Origin of the sequence: Arthrobacter sp. fls2-241-R2A-200 (assembly GCF_030209745.1) — a bacterium.
Lineage (GTDB): Bacteria > Actinomycetota > Actinomycetes > Actinomycetales > Micrococcaceae > Arthrobacter.
Genome location: NZ_JARVRJ010000011.1, coordinates 126401 through 143290, shown reverse-complemented (window position 1 = coordinate 143290; position 16890 = coordinate 126401). Strand labels below are relative to the sequence as shown.

Below are 16890 nucleotides of genomic sequence, written 5' to 3'. Positions count from 1 at the left end.
AGGACTCAGAGTTGTGTTGAGAGGTTCTTGAGCGACCGGCGACGGCAAAAAACGCCAAACCATGCTGAAGAACACTGCGATTGCGCGTGTCCACCGAGGAATCCCCACTTCATTCGGATGCTCCCCAGCTCCGCATGCATTGGTTATTCGCCCCAAGCCGTCTCCGGCTGCGTCTACCTACATCTTCCACCAAATCTGGAATTTGTCACTAGCAATCTTTTTATCGCTCCATGAAGATCCAGGTTTTCCACACTCGGCCAAGGAGCCTTGACCGGAGAACCCGCCGCTTGCACGATTGGAGTGGAGGTACCAAATGCGCAGATTTTTTCCACTGTTTGTGGCGATCGCATTTTCTTTGGTTGCCTGCACCCCCTCCACGGCCCAGCCGTCCGACGGGAAGAGCAATCCGCCGTCGAGCGTCATTGCCACACCGTCTCATGTGGCAGGAACTCCGTCGGGTGCCCCCAGCGTAACAACTGAACCCAGCCAGCCGCCGTCGTCCGCTGTTGAGAGCAGCGATCCCGCTCAGAGTGGAGAGCAGACCGGAGACGGTGATGAACCTGGCCGCTACGCGTATGACTGCACCAGCTTGGACAATTCACCTGAAGTGCAGTTGTCGAGCCTCGCAGAGGTGTGGGCAGCGCCGAACTACACCAGAATGGCGTCGTGCGATGTCGCCTATCAAGGCACCAAACCGTTTCAGCCGACGCCACGGGAGTCGGATTCGATCTCATTGGCTGCACCCCAAGGTGCGGGCGAAGACAATGGCCTTGCTGTGATGCTCGGTGTTCTTCGGCTTTGTACCAGGATCAGCGATGAGACAGGTCCGGGTGGATTCAAGGATGCGAGTCAGGGCATGTTGCAAGGTGCGGCGTCCTTCTGCCCGGACGCTCCGCAGGGAAAGATTATCGCTGGGTGGGCGAATCGGAGCAGAGTGGGGGACGGAAGCTACATCGTCGGTGACACCATCCAAGCGGGGTCCTACCAGTTGGTCCGGCCGGCACCTTCAGCCAGTCAGTGTTCGTGGTCAATCTCAGATGCAGGAGGGGTTCTTGTCTTCAAAGGAGGGCTGCCAGCGGCAGGCGATACGGTGGATTTGACCACCGGCCACAAGTTTACTAGTGACAAATGCGGAATTTGGGGGAAGATGTAACCAGACGCAGCCGGAAACGGCTTGGGGCGAATAACCAAAGCATGCGGAGCTGGGGAGCATCCGAATGAAGTGGGGATTCCTCGGTGGACTTGCGCAGGCGCAGTGTTCTTCAGCTCGGCGTGGCATCAATTGCCTTGGCCGTTTGCTCAGGAGCCAAAATTAGTACTTCCCAACCATCCGCCGTGGATATGGCGCCCGCCGCGTCTGGCGACGGCGAAATCCCGAAGGAGCGCCCGGAGCCTTCGACCAGATACCAGTTCACCTGCACGGGCAGGGACGGCAGCCTCATTGGCAAGTTTTCGAGCTTGGAGGAACTCTGGGCGGCGCCACGGTACCTGCAGGCGACAGACTGCCAGGTTGCCTACGTTGGCAGCGGTCCACTCGTGCTCACTCCGGAGGAGGCCGCTGCGGTCAATGCCGCCATTGCCGCGGGGGCCAGCCGAGGACAGGACGCCGCCCTGTGCCTGCAGATCGTCAAGGCATGTACGAGGACCGACCCAAGGAATCTCCCGGCCGCCCTTGCATCGTACGGGATTCCCGTGGTCAAGGGTGCCCTCACCCTCGCTCCTATGGCACCGCAGGCGGCTGTCTTTACGAGGTGGCTCAAGACCGCGATCTAGGGACGCGAGTGGGCAATCAATATCAGCCGTGCTACCAAAAAGTTGGTAATAGCATAAAAGGGTGCGGACCGCATTGGTCCGCACCCTTTCTGCTGCCACCGGATTAAGCGAGCATGGCGTTCATTGCATTGATAAGCGTTGTTTCCACTCCATTTGCGCCGGCTTTGAAGTGACCTAAATGGCCATAAACAGTCATGGCGCCACCGGCAATTCCAGGGTAATCGGGCTCCCAACCGCCTTCGTAGCTTCCGAGAGGCATGTTCGGAGGAAAGAATTCATTGCTGGGTATGTAACAGCAGGACTCGTTGGCGTAACCGCCGATAATGATTCCGTTGCTCCCACCGTTCTGGTTGCGGAAGTAGGCACCATAGCCACTGACCAGCTCCCCGCCGACCAGGGCAATTTTCAGTTGCGGGCTCCCATTGAATTTCCAGACTTGGAACGGGGACGGCACGGATGTGCTGTAGCTGTTGCTGTCGATCCGAGCGATCATGACCTGGGCGTGGCGCTGGTACCACTGCGGCTGGCCGTCCGGATTAGGCAGTCGCGCTACGTAGTCCGCGCGCACTGCGGCGAGGTTGGCCGGCGTGGCCGTAATGTCCAAAGGCAGCTGGACTTCCTTGTACTGTGTGCTGATAGGGCCCGTGAGTGCTCGTCCTGCGGTCTGCATGTTTGTACTGACGGTTGCACCTAACGCATCGGCGTGTTGGTCACGGAGCGCCCAGCTGCGGACGCCGCCGGGATCTTGGTCTCCGGCCGGTCCTTGGAGGAACATGGCAAAGCAATTTGGGTTGTTGTTCTCGATATAGTTGCAGGCCCCAGCCGCGAAGTCGCCGTCGAACAAAGTGCGCAGCCCGGCGCTGATCGGGTGGCAGCCGTAGCTGAAGATCACAGCTACAGGCTTTCCGTTGGTGCCTCTGGCAACGAGAATCGGAACCGCGGTCTCCGTGTACGGAAGGCCGGCTCTGTTGGCGGCGATGTTCTGGCTGGACACCTTGTAGTCGAAAGTCACCGCCACTTCGTTGGCATTGAGCGCATCCTGCGCAAGATTGACGATGGTGTCTTCGAGGTCTGCACTGTAGGAGCGGATAAGACCGAGATCCGAAATACCGTAAGCCATGTATGGCTGCAGGGTGTCAATCAGCGCGGGCCCGTTGTGCGTGTGGGTTGCTTGGAGGATGATATCGCTGCTCGCCCAATCCGCCAGGTCAACAATGCGGCTCCGGATCCGCTGGTGCATGGCCCTCGGTATTGCCAAGACATCAACGCTGATGATGATTTGCGGGCTGGTGTCTTCCCATATGAGGATTGCGCGGGCGTAAAGCGGCTCATACGGTGAACTGCTGGTTGCCACGCGGCCGCCGTCGGTGGTTCCATATCCGGCCATATAGGGATTGGTGCTTAGCGACGGCGTTATGTCAGCGCTTGCGGTTCCAACTCTAAACGCCATAAAAGATCACTCCTTGATTGCGTGCAGTGGATGACCTTCGCTTACCCCTAAACAAAGTCCGATTCCCGGATGCACTGAACAGCCAATACGTGAGACCAACTTCATTAGACCATGTGGGGCGGCCATTTAGGGCCGGTAACCCGCGAAAAAAATAGTCACGGTGTTCGGAAATCTGCTGCGAAAAGACCGAAGGCCTGCCCTCCCGGGAAGTCCAGGGGAACAAGCCTTCGATCGATGAAAGCGGCGCCGAGCGCCACAGTAGTTACTTCGCCGCTGGTGCCAGTATTTTCAAGCCGTTCCATCCGGTGCCGATCGGCATCGGTGTACCCCACGCCTTGTTCTGCCCAACCGGGTAGTAGCGCAGCTCACCGGTGGTGGTCCGGGCTACCAAGCCAGTCGAACCAGGGTTCGAGAAGTCACGGATGGCTCCGAAGCTTGAAATGATGTTCCACCCCGTTCCAACCACCTCGGGCGTTTCCGGGATGAAATTACCCGCACCGTTCGAGCGGTAGAGCTTCAGGTCACCTGTTCTGGTCTTGGCGAGAAGGTCAGGCTTCGAATCCTTGTCGAAGTCCATCTGGACTATGTCCAAACCTGTCCAGCCGACACCGATGGCGATACCAGCGCTGACTGTTCCACCGCTGAGGTTATTGAAGTAGAACAAACGGCCGGTGGAGTCGTACCCGACTATCCCGGGGTGGCCGTCCGTTGTCTTCCAGGTCCCGACCGTCAGTGTCCATCCGGCCCAGTTTGTACCCAAGCTGATCGGAGCTCCGAAGCCTCGGCCGTTCCTGCCCGGGTAGACGCTCAAGCGGCCGTCAGACCATTGGGCCACCACATCGAGGGTGCCGTCGCCGTTCCAGTCGGTCACGAATCCTGCTTTGAGGCCAGCCCAACCGGTGCCGACCAACTCTTGGGGTAGGAGGCTGGTGGAACCGGAACCGGGGTAACGGTAAAGGTTCGCATCGGGCCTGATGGCCAGGACGTCCGGCGCGCCGACGCCGAGTGTTGACTCGACGTCGACCGGCGCCCCACTGATCAGGGTGACATCGTTCCATCCCAATCCGATCAGACTCTGGCTACCCCATGATCCGGAAACGGCGGGGTAGTAGTCCAGGTCGCCATTGGCCGCCCGCGCCACAAGCCCTTGGGATGCGGCGCCGCTGAAGTTGGTTGAGGAACTGACGGCGGTCATGCCGTCCCACCCGGATCCGATGACGCGAGCAGGCTCGTTGAGGAAGTTGCCCAAACCGTCCGACCGGTAGAGCCGGAGCGTGCCGTCCGTCGTTCGAGTGACGAGGTCCTGACTGCCGTCTCCATCAAAGTCAATCTGGTTGATCTGGTGGCCGGTGAAACCTGAACCGATCTTGACTCCTGCCCCCAGCACACCGCCCCCTGCGTTTGGGTATCGGTAGATATCGCCGAAGGCGTCCTGGCCCAGGACTCCTGGATATCCGTCGCCGGAGTTCCACCACCCCACGGTCAGCGACATCTCCTGCCAGCCCTTCCCGACCTGAATGGGAGCATAGAAACCGCCACCGGGTGCGCCTGGGAAGACCTTGAGGGATCCGTCCGGCCATTGCGACAGGATGTCTTGGACGCCGTCCTGGTTCCAGTCCACGACGTAGATGGATTTGGCACCTGCCCAACCGGAACCGATTGTTACCGGCCCGGTGATATTGCCTTGGCCGTCGGCAGGAAAGTTGTCCAATCGTCCGGAGGCGTTAGTAACGAGGATGTCGGCCTCGGACTTGATGGACGGATTGGAGGGATAGCCGACTCCGCGGGCATACGTCCTCAGTTGGTCGTAGCTGCCGTTGAAGATATTGGAATCCCCCTCAAAGGGTCCCGTGCTGCTGTACTGCCACATCGTGTAGCCGTTCCAGCTGGTAGGCAAGGATCCGGGGGAGTTCGTCGGGTTGTTCCAATAGGAAGCGATCCAGAGGGGATAGCTCCCAAAGGTGGAGTTGCCGACGCAGGTGTTCCACCAGTCTGTGGTGCTGTAAATGACCGGGAAGCGCCCAGTGAGTGCTTTGACGGTATTTCCGAAATCTGCTGCCCACTGGCCAAGTTGCGCCTGGGACATGTCGTAGCACGTGTTGCCGAAGTAAAAGCCGTTGATGGTCCGTCCGGCGTACGGGTTGTACTCAATGTCCAGAACGGGAGGCAATGTGTAGCCGTCGGCTGTCCATCCTCCGCCATTTGCCACGAAGTAACGAGCCTGGTCTGCACCGGATGACCAGTTCGGGATGGCGAAATGGTAGGCGCCCCGGATCATGCCGGCATCGCGGGAACCGTTGTACTGCTGGGTGTAGTTCTCGTTGACGTAGTAGTTGCCTTCTGAGGCTTTTACGTAAGCCCAACGCACCCCTTGGCTCCACTGGCCCTGCCAGTCCACGTTGCCTTGGTGCGCGCTGACATCCTGACCCTCCACCCCCACGCTTGGCCGCCAATGCGAGGTGTCCGCCGTCATCGGAACGGTGGCGTTAACCGCTCCGCCAACCGCCCGGCCACTCGCGGGCGCCGCAGTGCCGTCCTGCTTAGTGGCGAGGACCCGCGAGGAGCGCTGTCCCATTTCGGCGCCGCCAGCGGGAATCGATGACCGCATTGCGGCTTTCTTCGTCTCCGCATCGGGGGCATTTCCCGGCATGGGTGCGGTGCCGGAACCTTGAATCGAGGCATCGGGCGCGGGGCCGGCTGCCGCTGCCGCGGGGGTCGGCGCGACGGCGGGGGCCAGCTCGTGCTGCTGGTTGGGCAACTCGTTGGTTTGCGGTTTGGTCTTGGCCGCAGGCCTGGGTCCCTGCCCGGGCGTCGGGAGCGGCGCTGACGGCGCCACTGCAAGGCTATGTTGGGGGGCCGAAGGTACTGCCATGGCAGGCATACCAACAAAGCTCCCCGAAATAAGGGCGATGGAAACCGCGATTCCTGCCCGAGCCAAGGACCTCAGGCGGGTACGTTCAGTTGGACTCTTACTTGTCATCTTCACATCCGGCCCTGTGCCGCGGGTCAGCGGCACATGGTGTGGCTTGCGGACAAGCTCCGGGGCGGGCGCCTGCGCATGGGACCAAAGGCCAGCTCCTAACGGCCTTTACCCTAACATTCTGTGACTGGAGTGACTAGTGGGAAGCGAGATGCAGAAGCAACACGTGGTACGCACTGCTCCAAGGCGGTTATCCACATACGTCTTCGAAGGACTTTGTTCCCCACTCAGGCTCGCCTAGCGTAAATCCAGCGGGAGGTTCCTCCCGCTATGAGCTGGAAACCACTCTTTGGGGGAACCGTGGACGCTGTAAAGATCGTGGAAGGAGAAGTCCGCGAGCTGATCAGGCGGCGCGGATTGGATCCGTTGGAGCAATCCGTGGACGTGCGGAGCCTCGTTGATGCTGCTATCAGCGATTACGATGAACGGGCCCTTCTGGCGCCGCTTCCTCCGCTGGGCCATCTCGACACTGCCCGCCGCCACATCTTTGACGCCATTGCCGGATTCGGACCCCTTCAACCACTTCTGGATGATCCCTCGATAGAAGAAGTGTGGATTAATACACCCCAGGAAGTTTATGTGGCTCGAAACGGAGAATCGGAGCTCACGGGCATAGTACTGAGCGACCAACAGGTTCGGGACTTGGTCGAAAAGATGTTGAAAAGTTCCGGCCGCAGGCTGGACCTATCCTCCCCATTCGTCGATGCTGCATTGCCCGACGGTTCCAGATTGCACGTGGTCATCCCTGATATCACCCGGAAACACTGGGCCGTCAATATCCGAAAGTTTGTCGCGCGAGCTAGCCGGTTGGAGCATCTGGTGGACCTCGGCAGCCTGACGCCCCAAGCGGCCAGGTTCTTGGGAGCGGCCGTCGCCAGCGGACTCAATATCCTCGTCTCTGGAGCGACGCAAGCCGGAAAGACCACGTTGCTGAACTGTCTCGCCGCGAGCATTGGTTCGCGTGAACGTGTTGTCACCGTAGAGGAAATCTTTGAACTGCAGCTTCCACTACGTGATGTCGTGGGACTCCAGTGCCGTCAGCCAAATCTTGAAGGGGGCGGGGAAATCCCCTTGCGCCGTTTGGTGAAGGAAGCACTTCGAATGCGACCGGATCGCCTTGTGGTGGGGGAAGTCCGTGAGGCCGAAAGCTTGGACATGCTGATTGCTTTGAACTCAGGCCTTCCTGGTATGTGCACCGTACACGCCAACTCTGCGCACGATGCCGTAACGAAGATATGCACCCTTCCTCTCTTGGCGGGGGCGAATATATCAAGCGCCTTTGTGGTGCCCACCGTGGCGTCGTGTATTGACCTCGTGGTCCACTGTGGCCGCCATCCCAACGGCAAGCGGCAAGTCACGGAAGTGCTGTCCTTGGGTAGAAGGGTTGAGAACGGGATCATTGAATCGTCCGGCGTTTTCGGGCTGATGGATGGCCGGTTGCAACCACGGGCAAACTCCATGCCTGCGGCCGAAAAGTTTGCGCGGGCAGGATTTGATGTTTCGGCGCTCCTGGAGCTCAACTGATGGCGCCGTTTCTCGGTCTGCTGCTGGGCGTTGGTGGATTCCTCGTATGGTGGTCTGCCTGGGACGAGCCGCCCAAACAACCGAAAGAACCTAAAGTCGGCCGCCTGGAACTTGTGCTGCAGGCTGCAGGAATCGAGAGGGTGTCCGCCGCGGGACTCGTGCTCTCCTGTGCATGCTTCGGAGTAGTTACAGCCCTTGTCTTTCTCCTTCTGACACATTCGGTGCCAGTTGCCGCATGCTTCGGGCTTTTCGGCTCCTGGCTGCCCTTCGGAGCTGTTCGCTGGCGGGCGAGGAAACGGCGGGCTACATTGCGTCAGCTATGGCCCGACGTGGTGGACCACTTGCGCTCTGCCATACGGGCTGGACTGGCCTTGCCGGAGGCGTTGATTCAACTAGGGCACAACGGACCTGAGGAACTGCGCGAATTATTTCTGGAGTTTGGTGCCGACTATAGGTCCGGCGGTCACTTCGAAGCCGCCTTGAACAAGCTCAAAGCCCGGTTGGCGGATCCGGTAGCGGATCGCATCATCGAGGCACTCCGCATGACACGTGAAGTTGGTGGTTCGGACCTCGGCAAGATGTTGGGTACCCTCGCTGAATTCCTACGGGAGAGCGCGAGAACGCGAAGCGAACTTGAGGCGCGACAATCGTGGACGGTCAATGCGGCCCGTCTTGCCGTAGCGGCGCCGTGGATTGTCGTGGTGGTCATGGCCGGTCGTCCCGAAGCGATGCTTGCGTACAACTCGGGGCTCGGAGCCGTAGTGCTTCTAGGCGGCCTAGTAGTGTCCGTTCTCTGTTACACCGTGATGCTCCGGATCGGTGCCCTGCCCGAGGATGAGCGGGTGCTCCGATGAATACTTTGATGGTTGCAGCCGTTCTTTGCGGCCTGGTGCTTGGAGCTGGTTTTTGGCTAGTGCTGGCCCGCTTGCCTTTCATGCGAGGAACCACCTTCGCCGATCGGATCGCTCCCCAGCTCAGATCACATAACTTGGAATCACGCCTCTTGCGTTCCCCGGTCCATAACTTGACACCGTTTGGGCCTCTGGAACAGATCGTGCGTCCGATCATCGGTGACGCTGTATCCCATTTGTCGCGATACAACCTGGGCGCGGCCTTGCTGGCAAAGCGTCTCTCTCGTGCTGGCTCATCAACGTCGACCACGGACTTTCGGGCTGAACAACTGTTGTGGGGGGCCGGGGGTTTTCTGCTGTCCCTCATTGCAGTGTCGCTGGGCGCCGCGTCGGGCCGGTTCAACATTCCCTTTGCACTCGTCTCGGTGGTGGGCGCTACACTGTGTGGCTTTCTGCTTCGGGATTTCCTCTTGAGCCAACGGATAAAGCGCCGTGAATCCCGGATGCTCTCGGAGTTTCCCAGCCTTGCCGAACTGATGGCGCTCGCGGTGGCTGCTGGCGAAAGCGCGATGGGAGCCATGGACAGGGTATGTCGAACCTCACGGGGAGAGCTGGCGGCAGAGTTTGCCACAGTTCTCGCGGACACAAGGTCGGGCAGACCGTTGACGGAGGCTCTCGGTGCGTTTTCCGGAAGGACCGAGTTGCCGCCGCTCGTCCGGTTTGTTGACGGTCTCGTGGTCGCCGTGGAACGGGGGACTCCACTCGCGGATGTCCTTCGGGCCCAGGCTTCTGATGTCCGGGATGCTGCCAAGCGCGAGCTTATGGAGTCTGCGGGACGGAAGGAAATCGCGATGATGGTGCCGTTGGTTTTTGGGGTTCTCCCGCTGACTGTCGTCTTCGCGGCCTTTCCCGCTATTGCAGCGCTGGAGATGTCCTTCTAGACCGTCGCACGCCGGACCACGGCTACAGCCATAAAAGCTCGTGAAATACGAAGTGTATGTAATTCAAGTAAGCGAAACATTGGGGGAAAAATGAAAACAATCGCTCGCCTCGGGGGTCGCCTGCCCGCTCTGCTGCAGCAGTCGTGTCTGGGCCTTAACCTCTTAGTGGTAATCCGGTTAGCGGTACTCCGGGCGCTCCCTACCGAAGAAAGGAGGGAGCGTGGTGACGTGCCCGGCTGGGTCATGATCACCTTGATGTCGGCGATATTGGTTGCAGGTCTTCTGGCGATTGCATCGCCCGCCTTGGCGGACTTGTTCAACCAAGCAATGGCGAAGGTGGGCAAGTAGGCCATGGGGGCGGCCCGGATCTTCATATGTAGCGCCATTGTGACTCTGCCGTGAAAGACATCGACGAGCAAGGATCAGCAGTCGTTGACTTCGTTTTGGTGGGCGCGTTATTGACCATGTTTTTTGTGTCCATTGTTCAGCTAACACTGATTCTTCACGTCCGGAATACCCTCATCGATGCTGCTGCGTCCGGCGCCAGGTATGGCGCTTTGGCTGATCGAACATCCGCTGATGCCAGTGCCAGGGCGGGGACTCTCATTGCCGCTGCATTGAATCCGGACTATGCCCAGGACATCGAGTCCAGCGAGGTGACGGTGGGGGGTGTACGCACCATCGAGGTCACTGTGCGGGCACCCCTCCCTGTCATTGGCTTGCTTGGCCCAAGCGGGACGCTGGAGGTGAAGGGGCATGCCGCGCTTTTGGTTTAGGGAGCTGAGTCGCGTGTTGCGGAGGCTCGGGAGCCACCTGAGCAGACGACTCGGCGAGGCGGCGTGCCTGCCCAGCGGCACGTCATCGAAGGCGGCTTTAACAACGGACGCCGATAACCCGGAGGGCGGCAGCGCCGTCGTCGAATTTACGTTTTTGGCATTACTGCTCATGGTTCCGGTGGTCTATTTTGTGGTGTCCGTCGCCCAAATCCAAGGCGGCGCCTTCGCCGTCGTGGGTGCCGCCGATCAAGCGGCTAAAGTCCTTGTCCTTCAAGATGATTCGGGCAGGGGACGGACTGCGGCCGAGCAGGCCGTACTCGTTGCGCTGGAAGACTATGGTTTCGAGGCTGACCAGGCACGCGTGGACATCAGCTGCGACGGAAACGACTGCGCCGTGCCCGGAACGAAAGTGACTGTCAGCGTGCGCCTCGCCGTTCCGCTGCCGATGGTGCCGTTCGGGGATGGGCTTCAACTGAACGCAGCCCGGGTGAGTGCGTCCGCTACTCAAGTGGTGGGACGGTTCCGATGACTGGATTGTTGACGCCAGTCTCCTGTCGGCGGAGTGATGGACCGGGTGTGGTGCGAGCCGGCGAACGAGGCCAAGTGACGGTGCTGATTGTTGGTTTTGTCCTGCTGTCGCTGCTACTGGCGACCGTGGTGATGGCAGCCTCAGCGGTCTACCTTGAGCAAAAGAGGCTCCTGTCCTTGGCCGATGGCGCGGCCCTCGCCGCTGCTGACTCTTTCATCGTGGGGGACATAAGTGGTGAAAGTGCTCCCGCAACGACGCTGGTGGACGAGCGCGTGGCCAGCTCTGCGAATTCGTACCTCGCATCCGTCGATGCGTTCGCAGCTCATGACCAGCTGAAAATCGGCCCGGGCACCGGCAGTGAGCCCGGCGGGACGGCCGTTGTGGTGCTCACGGCTGTCGCCCACCCGCCGGTAGTGAGTTTCCTCGTCCCCGATGGCGTTGTCGTAGAGGCAAAGTCGACAGCTCGATCCCGGCTGACACAGTAGCGACCGGCCAATAGCGTACGCTGGAACAACCATGGCTGAAATAGATTTTCCCGCAGAAATCCGCGCGCTTCGCGGCACTTACATGTCCATCGAGAACGTCACGGATGTTGATGCTTTGAAGGCGGAGATTGCCGAACTAAGCGAGCAGGCAGGCGCTCCGGATCTCTGGGATGACCCTGCTTCCGCTCAAATAGTTACTTCACGTTTGTCCCATCGGCAATCAGAAGTAGAGCGGCTTTCCAAGCTTGCTGCGCGGATCGATGACCTTGAGGTACTCGTGGAGTTGGGCGAGGATGAAGGCGACGAGGCGTCAATGGCCGAAGCCGCGAAAGAACTCACGTCGATTCGAAAAGCGCTGGCCGAGCTTGAAGTTGTGACGCTGCTCTCGGGTGAATATGACGAACGAGAAGCGGTAGTTACTATCCGTGCTGGAGCCGGTGGAGTCGATGCTGCCGATTTCGCCGAGATGTTGATGCGCATGTACCTGCGGTGGGCCGAGCGCCATGGTTATCCGACCACTGTTATGGATACCTCCTACGCCGAAGAAGCGGGCCTGAAATCGGCTACTTTCGAAGTCAAAGCGCCCTACGCTTTCGGAACGCTAAGTGTGGAAGCAGGGACGCACAGGCTGGTTCGGATCAGTCCTTTTGACAACCAAGGACGGCGCCAGACCTCGTTCGCGGCTGTGGAGGTCATCCCCCTGATCGAACAAACGGACTCGATCGAGATCCCCGATAACGAAATTCGGGTGGACGTCTTCCGTTCCTCGGGACCAGGTGGCCAGTCGGTGAACACCACCGACTCCGCCGTACGTTTGACGCACATTCCCACCGGCATTGTGGTGTCGATGCAGAACGAAAAATCCCAACTGCAAAACAGGGCGGCGGCCATGCGTGTGCTTCAGTCCCGATTGCTGCTCGTCAAGAAAGAGCAACAGGACGCAGAAAAGAAAGCCTTGGCTGGCGACGTCAAGGCATCTTGGGGCGACCAAATGCGTTCCTACGTGCTCAACCCGTACCAAATGGTCAAGGACCTGCGGACGGAGCACGAAGTGGGGAACACGTCAGCCGTGCTGGACGGTGACATCGACGATTTCATCGATGCGGGCATCCGCTGGCGCACCGGCAACCGCAACGCTGCAGCCAACCAAGACTGACTCGCCGGCGGCGTTGCGTACGGACCCGATTACGCGACACGCTGCCGAAAGCACCCAAAACCCGGATCACCCGTGCGTATAGTCGAGAAGCCGGTGCCCTCACTTCCCCCAACGAAAGCCCGCGCTCCGGCTGTTGGACTGGGCACTCATGTCATGTCCGGCGGGGTTCCTAAGGGCCATGATCAGATTTGAGAATGTCACCAAGGTCTACGAGCAGAATGCCCGTCCGGCACTCGACTCCGTCAGCCTTGAGATCAACCGCGGCGAATTCACCTTCCTGGTGGGTGCATCGGGCTCAGGCAAGTCGACCTTCCTCCGCCTGATCCTGAAAGAGGATAAAGCCTCGTCCGGCTCCGTGTACGTCGCGGGCCAGAACGTCGCCAACATCTCGAGCTGGCGTGTCCCGAAACTTCGCCGCGGAATCGGCGTCGTCTTCCAGGACTTCAGGCTGCTGCCGCAGAAGAATGTGTTCGCAAATGTCGCCTTCGCGATGCAGGTCATCGGCAAAAGCCGGTCGATCATCCGCGAGACAGTCCCTGAAGTGTTGAAGACCGTGGGCCTGGAGGGCAAGGAACGCCGTATGCCGCACGAACTCTCCGGTGGTGAGCAGCAGCGCGTGGCGATCGCGCGCGCCGTCGTCAATCGGCCGGGCATTCTTCTTGCTGATGAACCAACCGGAAACCTCGATCCCATTACGTCGATGGGCATCATGGGGGTCTTGGACAAGATCAACCAGAACGGGACGACTGTGGTCATGGCAACACACGATGATGACATCGTCAACGAAATGCGACGCCGTGTGGTGGAGCTCAAAAATGGCAAGGTCATCCGCGATGAAGCCAAGGCTCTCTACACGTCCATGATCCCGGTAGTGGGGGAGTCTCGGCGGTTGAAGGATGCCAGTGGCGAGGAACTTAACCGCGCGCAAGGGGTCCAGCTGTGAGGTTCTTGTTTATCCTCGGCGAAATCGGCAGCGGCCTTCGGCGCAATCTGTCGATGGTGATTTCGGTGGTCCTGGTGACCTTCATTTCTTTGACGTTCGTAGGCGCCGCCGGAATGCTGCAAATGCAGATCAACCAGATGAAGGGCTATTGGTACGACAAAGTCCAGGTGGCGGTCTTCTTGTGCAATGACGGTTCGACGGCGGCTGGTTGCGCCTCGGGCCCGGTGACAAAGGAACAGCAGGCCAACATTCGGGCCTTGCTGGACTCGCCTGCGGTCAAGCAGTACATCAACGACTACCAGTTCGAATCCCAGGCTGAGGCGTACACGCACTTCAAGGAGCAGTTCTCCAACTCTCCGATTGTGGATTCCGTGTCCCAGGACCAGTTGCCGGCGTCGTTCCGCATCAACATGAAGGACCCCCAGAAGTACCAGATCATCAGTGAAACATTCTCAAGCCAGCCCGGGGTCGAGACGGTCAGCGACCAGCGGCAAGTGCTGGAGCGGATCTTCTCGTGGATGAACGGCGCCTCGGTGGCTGCTGTGGGCGTTGCTGCGGTGATGATTTTCTGCGCGGTGCTGCTGATTACGACCACCATTAGGCTTTCGGCCTTCAGTCGACGGCGCGAAACCGGCATTATGCGCCTGGTTGGAGCCTCCAAGATGGTCATTCAACTGCCGTTTATCCTCGAAGGCGTCATTGCCGCCGTCGTCGGTGCTTTGCTTGCCTCGGTCACGCTATGGCTGATGGCCCATTTCTGGCTCAACGGAGACCTGTCCAAACAGTTCCTCAATACTCCGTTCATTTCTTCGACCCAGGTCTTGGTGATCGCGCCTGTGCTGATTGCACTGGGTGGCGGCTTGGCCGGGATATCATCCTTACTGACCCTCAGGCGTTACTTGAAGGTTTAGATGCGAACGCTTGGATTGTGCACGTAAAGATGCCGATATGCGAAAAGGACTCCTGATGACCACAATGGAACCGGCACTGGCGCGTCGACGCGCTGCCCTGGGGCCAGCCCGGATGGTCGGTGTCGTGGCTCTCGGTCTCGCCATCAGTCTCCTTACGGGCGCACCGGACGCGCGAGCCGATAACCTTGACGACCAACAGGCGGCACTTCAAGCTGAGTCCGACCGCGTGCAGGCGTCCCTCGAGTTTGTCGACTCCGGTATTGCGAAAGCCGCCGGTGATTTGGTGATTTACCAGGGACGCCTTCCCGGCGCGCAACAGGCCCTCCTCGAAGCGCAGGGCAAGGTTGCCAGCGCCGTAAAGGACGTCGATGCTTTGGCCGCCAGGGTTGAGTTGGCCCAGCAGAGCAAGGCAACGATCACCAGCCAGTTGGAGAGCGACAAGCAGAAGATCACGGACACCAAAAAGCTGATTGGCCAGATCGCTTCGCAGGCCTATAAATCAGGCGGCGTTCCGACAAATGTGGCTTTGTTGTTCGGGTCCAATGAAACCGGAAGCCTGACCGAGTCAATGGATTTGGCAGACCAAGCAATGCGCAGCCAAAACGCTGCGATGACCAAATTGACGCAGCAAAACGCGACCAACGTCAATTCGCAGGCCCGGCTCGCTGCCGTGGAGCAGGAAATTCAGGACCTTAAGGCCAAGGCGGACGCTGCCCTTGAGCGGGAAAAGGCCGCTCGGGACGATGCCGCCAGCAAGAAGGCCGACGTCGATAAGCTCATCGATGACACGACCCGCCTGAACGGGCAGCTCCAGGCTGCCAAGCCCGGGGTTGAAGCCAACCTCGCGAAGGTGAAGGCTGCACAGGATTCCGTTGCTGCCGAGATTCAAGACCGCGACCGAAAGCTGCGGGAAGCATGGGAAGCCGAGCAGCGCCGCCTCGCGGAACAAGCTGCTGCCGCAGCCCAGGCCGCAGCGGCTGCGCAGGGGAGACCGGCGCCTCCGCAAGCCCCGTACGTCGCACCTCCGGCGGGGTCGCCGTCGGCGTTTGGGCTGATTCATCCGTTCGCCGGCCAGGTTCCCATCACGTCCGGGTTTGGATGGCGGGCTACGCCTCCGGGCACCATCGATTTCTATGGGACGGGTGGCTACCTGCACACGGGTATTGACTTCGGCGTGGCATGTGGAACGCCTGTCTACGCCGCAGCGGCCGGCACGGTTTTCAACTCGGGTTGGAATTCTGCCGACGGCGGCGGGTGGAGGGTTAAGTTGTCCCACGGCGTCAACCAGGGCAATTCGCTGACAACCATCTATTACCACAACAGCAGCATCGTGGTGGCCAACGGACAGCAGGTTGCCCAAGGCCAACTCATCGCGTACTCCGGAAGCACAGGCAACTCGACCGGCTGCCATGCTCACTTCGAGACGTGGCTCAACGGCGTCGCTGTAGACCCGATGACCCTCCTCTAGGGCGGGAAGCGGCTCCGGGATTGACGTAGACTAGTTCGAATCCGTATCCAACATTCGCATCTAATGAGGAGTTCTACCGTGCCTAAGGAAAGTGGCCGTAAGATAGTGGCCACCAATCGCAAGGCCCGGCATAACTATCTCGTATTGGATACCTATGAGGCGGGCATTGCTTTGATGGGTACCGAGGTCAAGTCGCTGCGCGAGGGTCACGCCTCGATGGTTGATGGGTTCTGCACCTTTTACAACGACGAGTTGTGGATGGAGGGGATCCATATACCTGAGTATCACCAAGGCAGTTGGACTAACCACGCCGCCCGCCGTCGTCGTAAGCTCTTGCTGCACCGGGACGAACTCGACAAGATCTCGCAGAAAATCCGCGAGTCGGGCTTCACCGTGGTACCGCTCCAGTTGTATTTCCTTGACGGCAGGGCCAAAGTGGAAATCGCGATTGCCCGCGGTAAGAAGGATTACGACAAGCGCCAAACGCTGCGGGAACAACAGGACAAACGCGAATCCTTGCGCGAGTTGCGCGAGCGGAACCGCCGCTAAAGGCGACCAGCCACTGCGCCGGATGGCGGCCGGCAGGCACGCGTCCGACGTCGTGGATCGCCCAGGTGGGTTGGGGAATGCATGCCCGTCCCCATGCGTTATGATTAATAGTCCGGTGGCCATCGACCGCATGATTGGGTAGGTAGCCATCGGGTTTGATAACAAAATACGGGGATGATCGGTTTCGACGATGTTAGTCGCGACAGGTGAAGCGGGCCGAGGATGCAGAATTATCTCGTAAACGCTGTCTGCAAACCAATAAGTGCCGAATCTAAGCGCACTGACTTCGCTCTCGCTGCCTAAGCAGTAAGACAGTCCGTCAGCCCGGGGTTGCTATCGCCCCGGTTCCTGGCGTCATTTAGATAGCCACTGCTGTTTGCCTTCGTCACCGAGGTAAACGGGACTCTTAGATGACTGGGCCCGGATCAGCTACCTGTTTGCAGGATAGCTGGGGCCGAGAAAATCCGACGCAAACTGCGCCCGGAGAAGCCCTGACAACACGACATCGGACGGGGGTTCAATTCCCCCCATCTCCACTATAGTTAGCCCCTAGA

17 protein-coding genes and 1 other RNA gene are annotated in these 16890 nt (G+C 59.6%); 15 read left to right on the top strand and 3 right to left on the bottom strand.

Annotated features, from left to right (window positions below; translation table 11 throughout):
* Positions 1–177: 177 nt before the first annotated feature.
* Positions 178–423 carry a hypothetical protein gene (locus QRN42_RS13910; protein WP_284979732.1) on the bottom strand — a complete coding sequence of 82 codons (246 nt, stop codon included), beginning with the start codon at positions 421–423 and terminating at the stop codon, positions 178–180.
* Here QRN42_RS13910 and QRN42_RS18090 point away from each other — a divergent pair.
* Entirely contained in the window at positions 314–1153 is an 840-nt protein-coding gene (locus tag QRN42_RS18090) for an Rv1352/Rv1906c domain-containing protein (protein WP_502869507.1), read from the top strand. The genes QRN42_RS13910 and QRN42_RS18090 overlap by 110 nt on opposite strands.
* 188 nt (positions 1154–1341) lie before the next feature.
* Entirely contained in the window at positions 1342–1773 is a 432-nt protein-coding gene (locus QRN42_RS13905) for a hypothetical protein (protein WP_284979793.1), read from the top strand.
* A gap of 103 nt (positions 1774–1876) precedes the next feature.
* Here the strand turns inward: QRN42_RS13905 and QRN42_RS13900 are convergent, their stop codons facing one another.
* Complete coding sequence (locus QRN42_RS13900; protein ID WP_284977165.1) at positions 1877–3223, bottom strand: neutral/alkaline non-lysosomal ceramidase N-terminal domain-containing protein; 1347 nt, start codon at positions 3221–3223, stop codon at positions 1877–1879.
* A 262-nt stretch (positions 3224–3485) separates the two neighbouring features.
* The gene (locus tag QRN42_RS13895) at positions 3486–6203 is read right to left on the bottom strand and encodes a GH25 family lysozyme (protein WP_284979731.1); all 2718 of its coding nucleotides are present in this window, start codon (positions 6201–6203) and stop codon (positions 3486–3488) included.
* 300 nt (positions 6204–6503) lie between these two features.
* Here QRN42_RS13895 and QRN42_RS13890 point away from each other — a divergent pair, with 300 nt between their 5' ends.
* From QRN42_RS13890 to ssrA, 13 genes are all read left to right on the top strand, one after another.
* Positions 6504–7727: a TadA family conjugal transfer-associated ATPase gene (locus QRN42_RS13890; protein ID WP_284979792.1), complete on the top strand. Its 1224-nt coding sequence runs from the start codon at positions 6504–6506 to the stop codon at positions 7725–7727.
* The gene (locus tag QRN42_RS13885) at positions 7727–8581 is read left to right on the top strand and encodes a type II secretion system F family protein (RefSeq protein WP_284979730.1); all 855 of its coding nucleotides are present in this window, start codon (positions 7727–7729) and stop codon (positions 8579–8581) included. The genes QRN42_RS13890 and QRN42_RS13885 overlap by 1 nt, the downstream gene beginning before the upstream one ends.
* Positions 8578–9519 carry a type II secretion system F family protein gene (locus QRN42_RS13880; protein ID WP_284979729.1) on the top strand — a complete coding sequence of 314 codons (942 nt, stop codon included), beginning with the start codon at positions 8578–8580 and terminating at the stop codon, positions 9517–9519. Before QRN42_RS13885 ends, QRN42_RS13880 begins: the two co-directional genes overlap by 4 nt.
* Positions 9520–9684: 165 nt before the next feature.
* Complete coding sequence (locus QRN42_RS13875; protein WP_410549405.1) at positions 9685–9867, top strand: hypothetical protein; 183 nt, start codon at positions 9685–9687, stop codon at positions 9865–9867.
* A gap of 50 nt (positions 9868–9917) precedes the next feature.
* Complete coding sequence (locus QRN42_RS13870; RefSeq protein WP_410549294.1) at positions 9918–10295, top strand: TadE/TadG family type IV pilus assembly protein; 378 nt, start codon at positions 9918–9920, stop codon at positions 10293–10295.
* A 13-nt stretch (positions 10296–10308) separates the two neighbouring features.
* Positions 10309–10824: a hypothetical protein gene (locus QRN42_RS13865; protein WP_284979727.1), complete on the top strand. Its 516-nt coding sequence runs from the start codon at positions 10309–10311 to the stop codon at positions 10822–10824.
* Between the two features lie 74 nt (positions 10825–10898).
* A complete protein-coding gene (locus tag QRN42_RS13860; protein WP_284979726.1) occupies positions 10899–11309 on the top strand; it encodes a pilus assembly protein TadG-related protein in 411 nt (136 codons plus the stop codon).
* 31 nt (positions 11310–11340) lie between these two features.
* On the top strand, positions 11341–12465 hold the full coding sequence (gene prfB, locus QRN42_RS13855; protein ID WP_284979725.1) for a peptide chain release factor 2: 1125 nt from the start codon (positions 11341–11343) through the stop codon (positions 12463–12465).
* Positions 12466–12643: 178 nt separating this feature from the next.
* Positions 12644–13408 (top strand): cell division ATP-binding protein FtsE, encoded by a 765-nt coding sequence (gene ftsE / locus QRN42_RS13850; protein ID WP_284979724.1) that lies wholly within the window; start codon positions 12644–12646, stop codon positions 13406–13408.
* Positions 13405–14319 carry a permease-like cell division protein FtsX gene (gene ftsX, locus QRN42_RS13845; protein WP_284977171.1) on the top strand — a complete coding sequence of 305 codons (915 nt, stop codon included), beginning with the start codon at positions 13405–13407 and terminating at the stop codon, positions 14317–14319. Before ftsE ends, ftsX begins: the two co-directional genes overlap by 4 nt.
* Before the next feature lie 55 nt (positions 14320–14374).
* Entirely contained in the window at positions 14375–15787 is a 1413-nt protein-coding gene (locus QRN42_RS13840; protein ID WP_284979723.1) for a M23 family metallopeptidase, read from the top strand.
* 78 nt (positions 15788–15865) lie between these two features.
* Entirely contained in the window at positions 15866–16336 is a 471-nt protein-coding gene (smpB, locus tag QRN42_RS13835; protein WP_284979722.1) for an SsrA-binding protein SmpB, read from the top strand.
* Between the two features lie 170 nt (positions 16337–16506).
* Positions 16507–16875, top strand: a transfer-messenger RNA (tmRNA) gene (gene ssrA / locus QRN42_RS13830).
* Positions 16876–16890 lie beyond the last annotated feature (15 nt).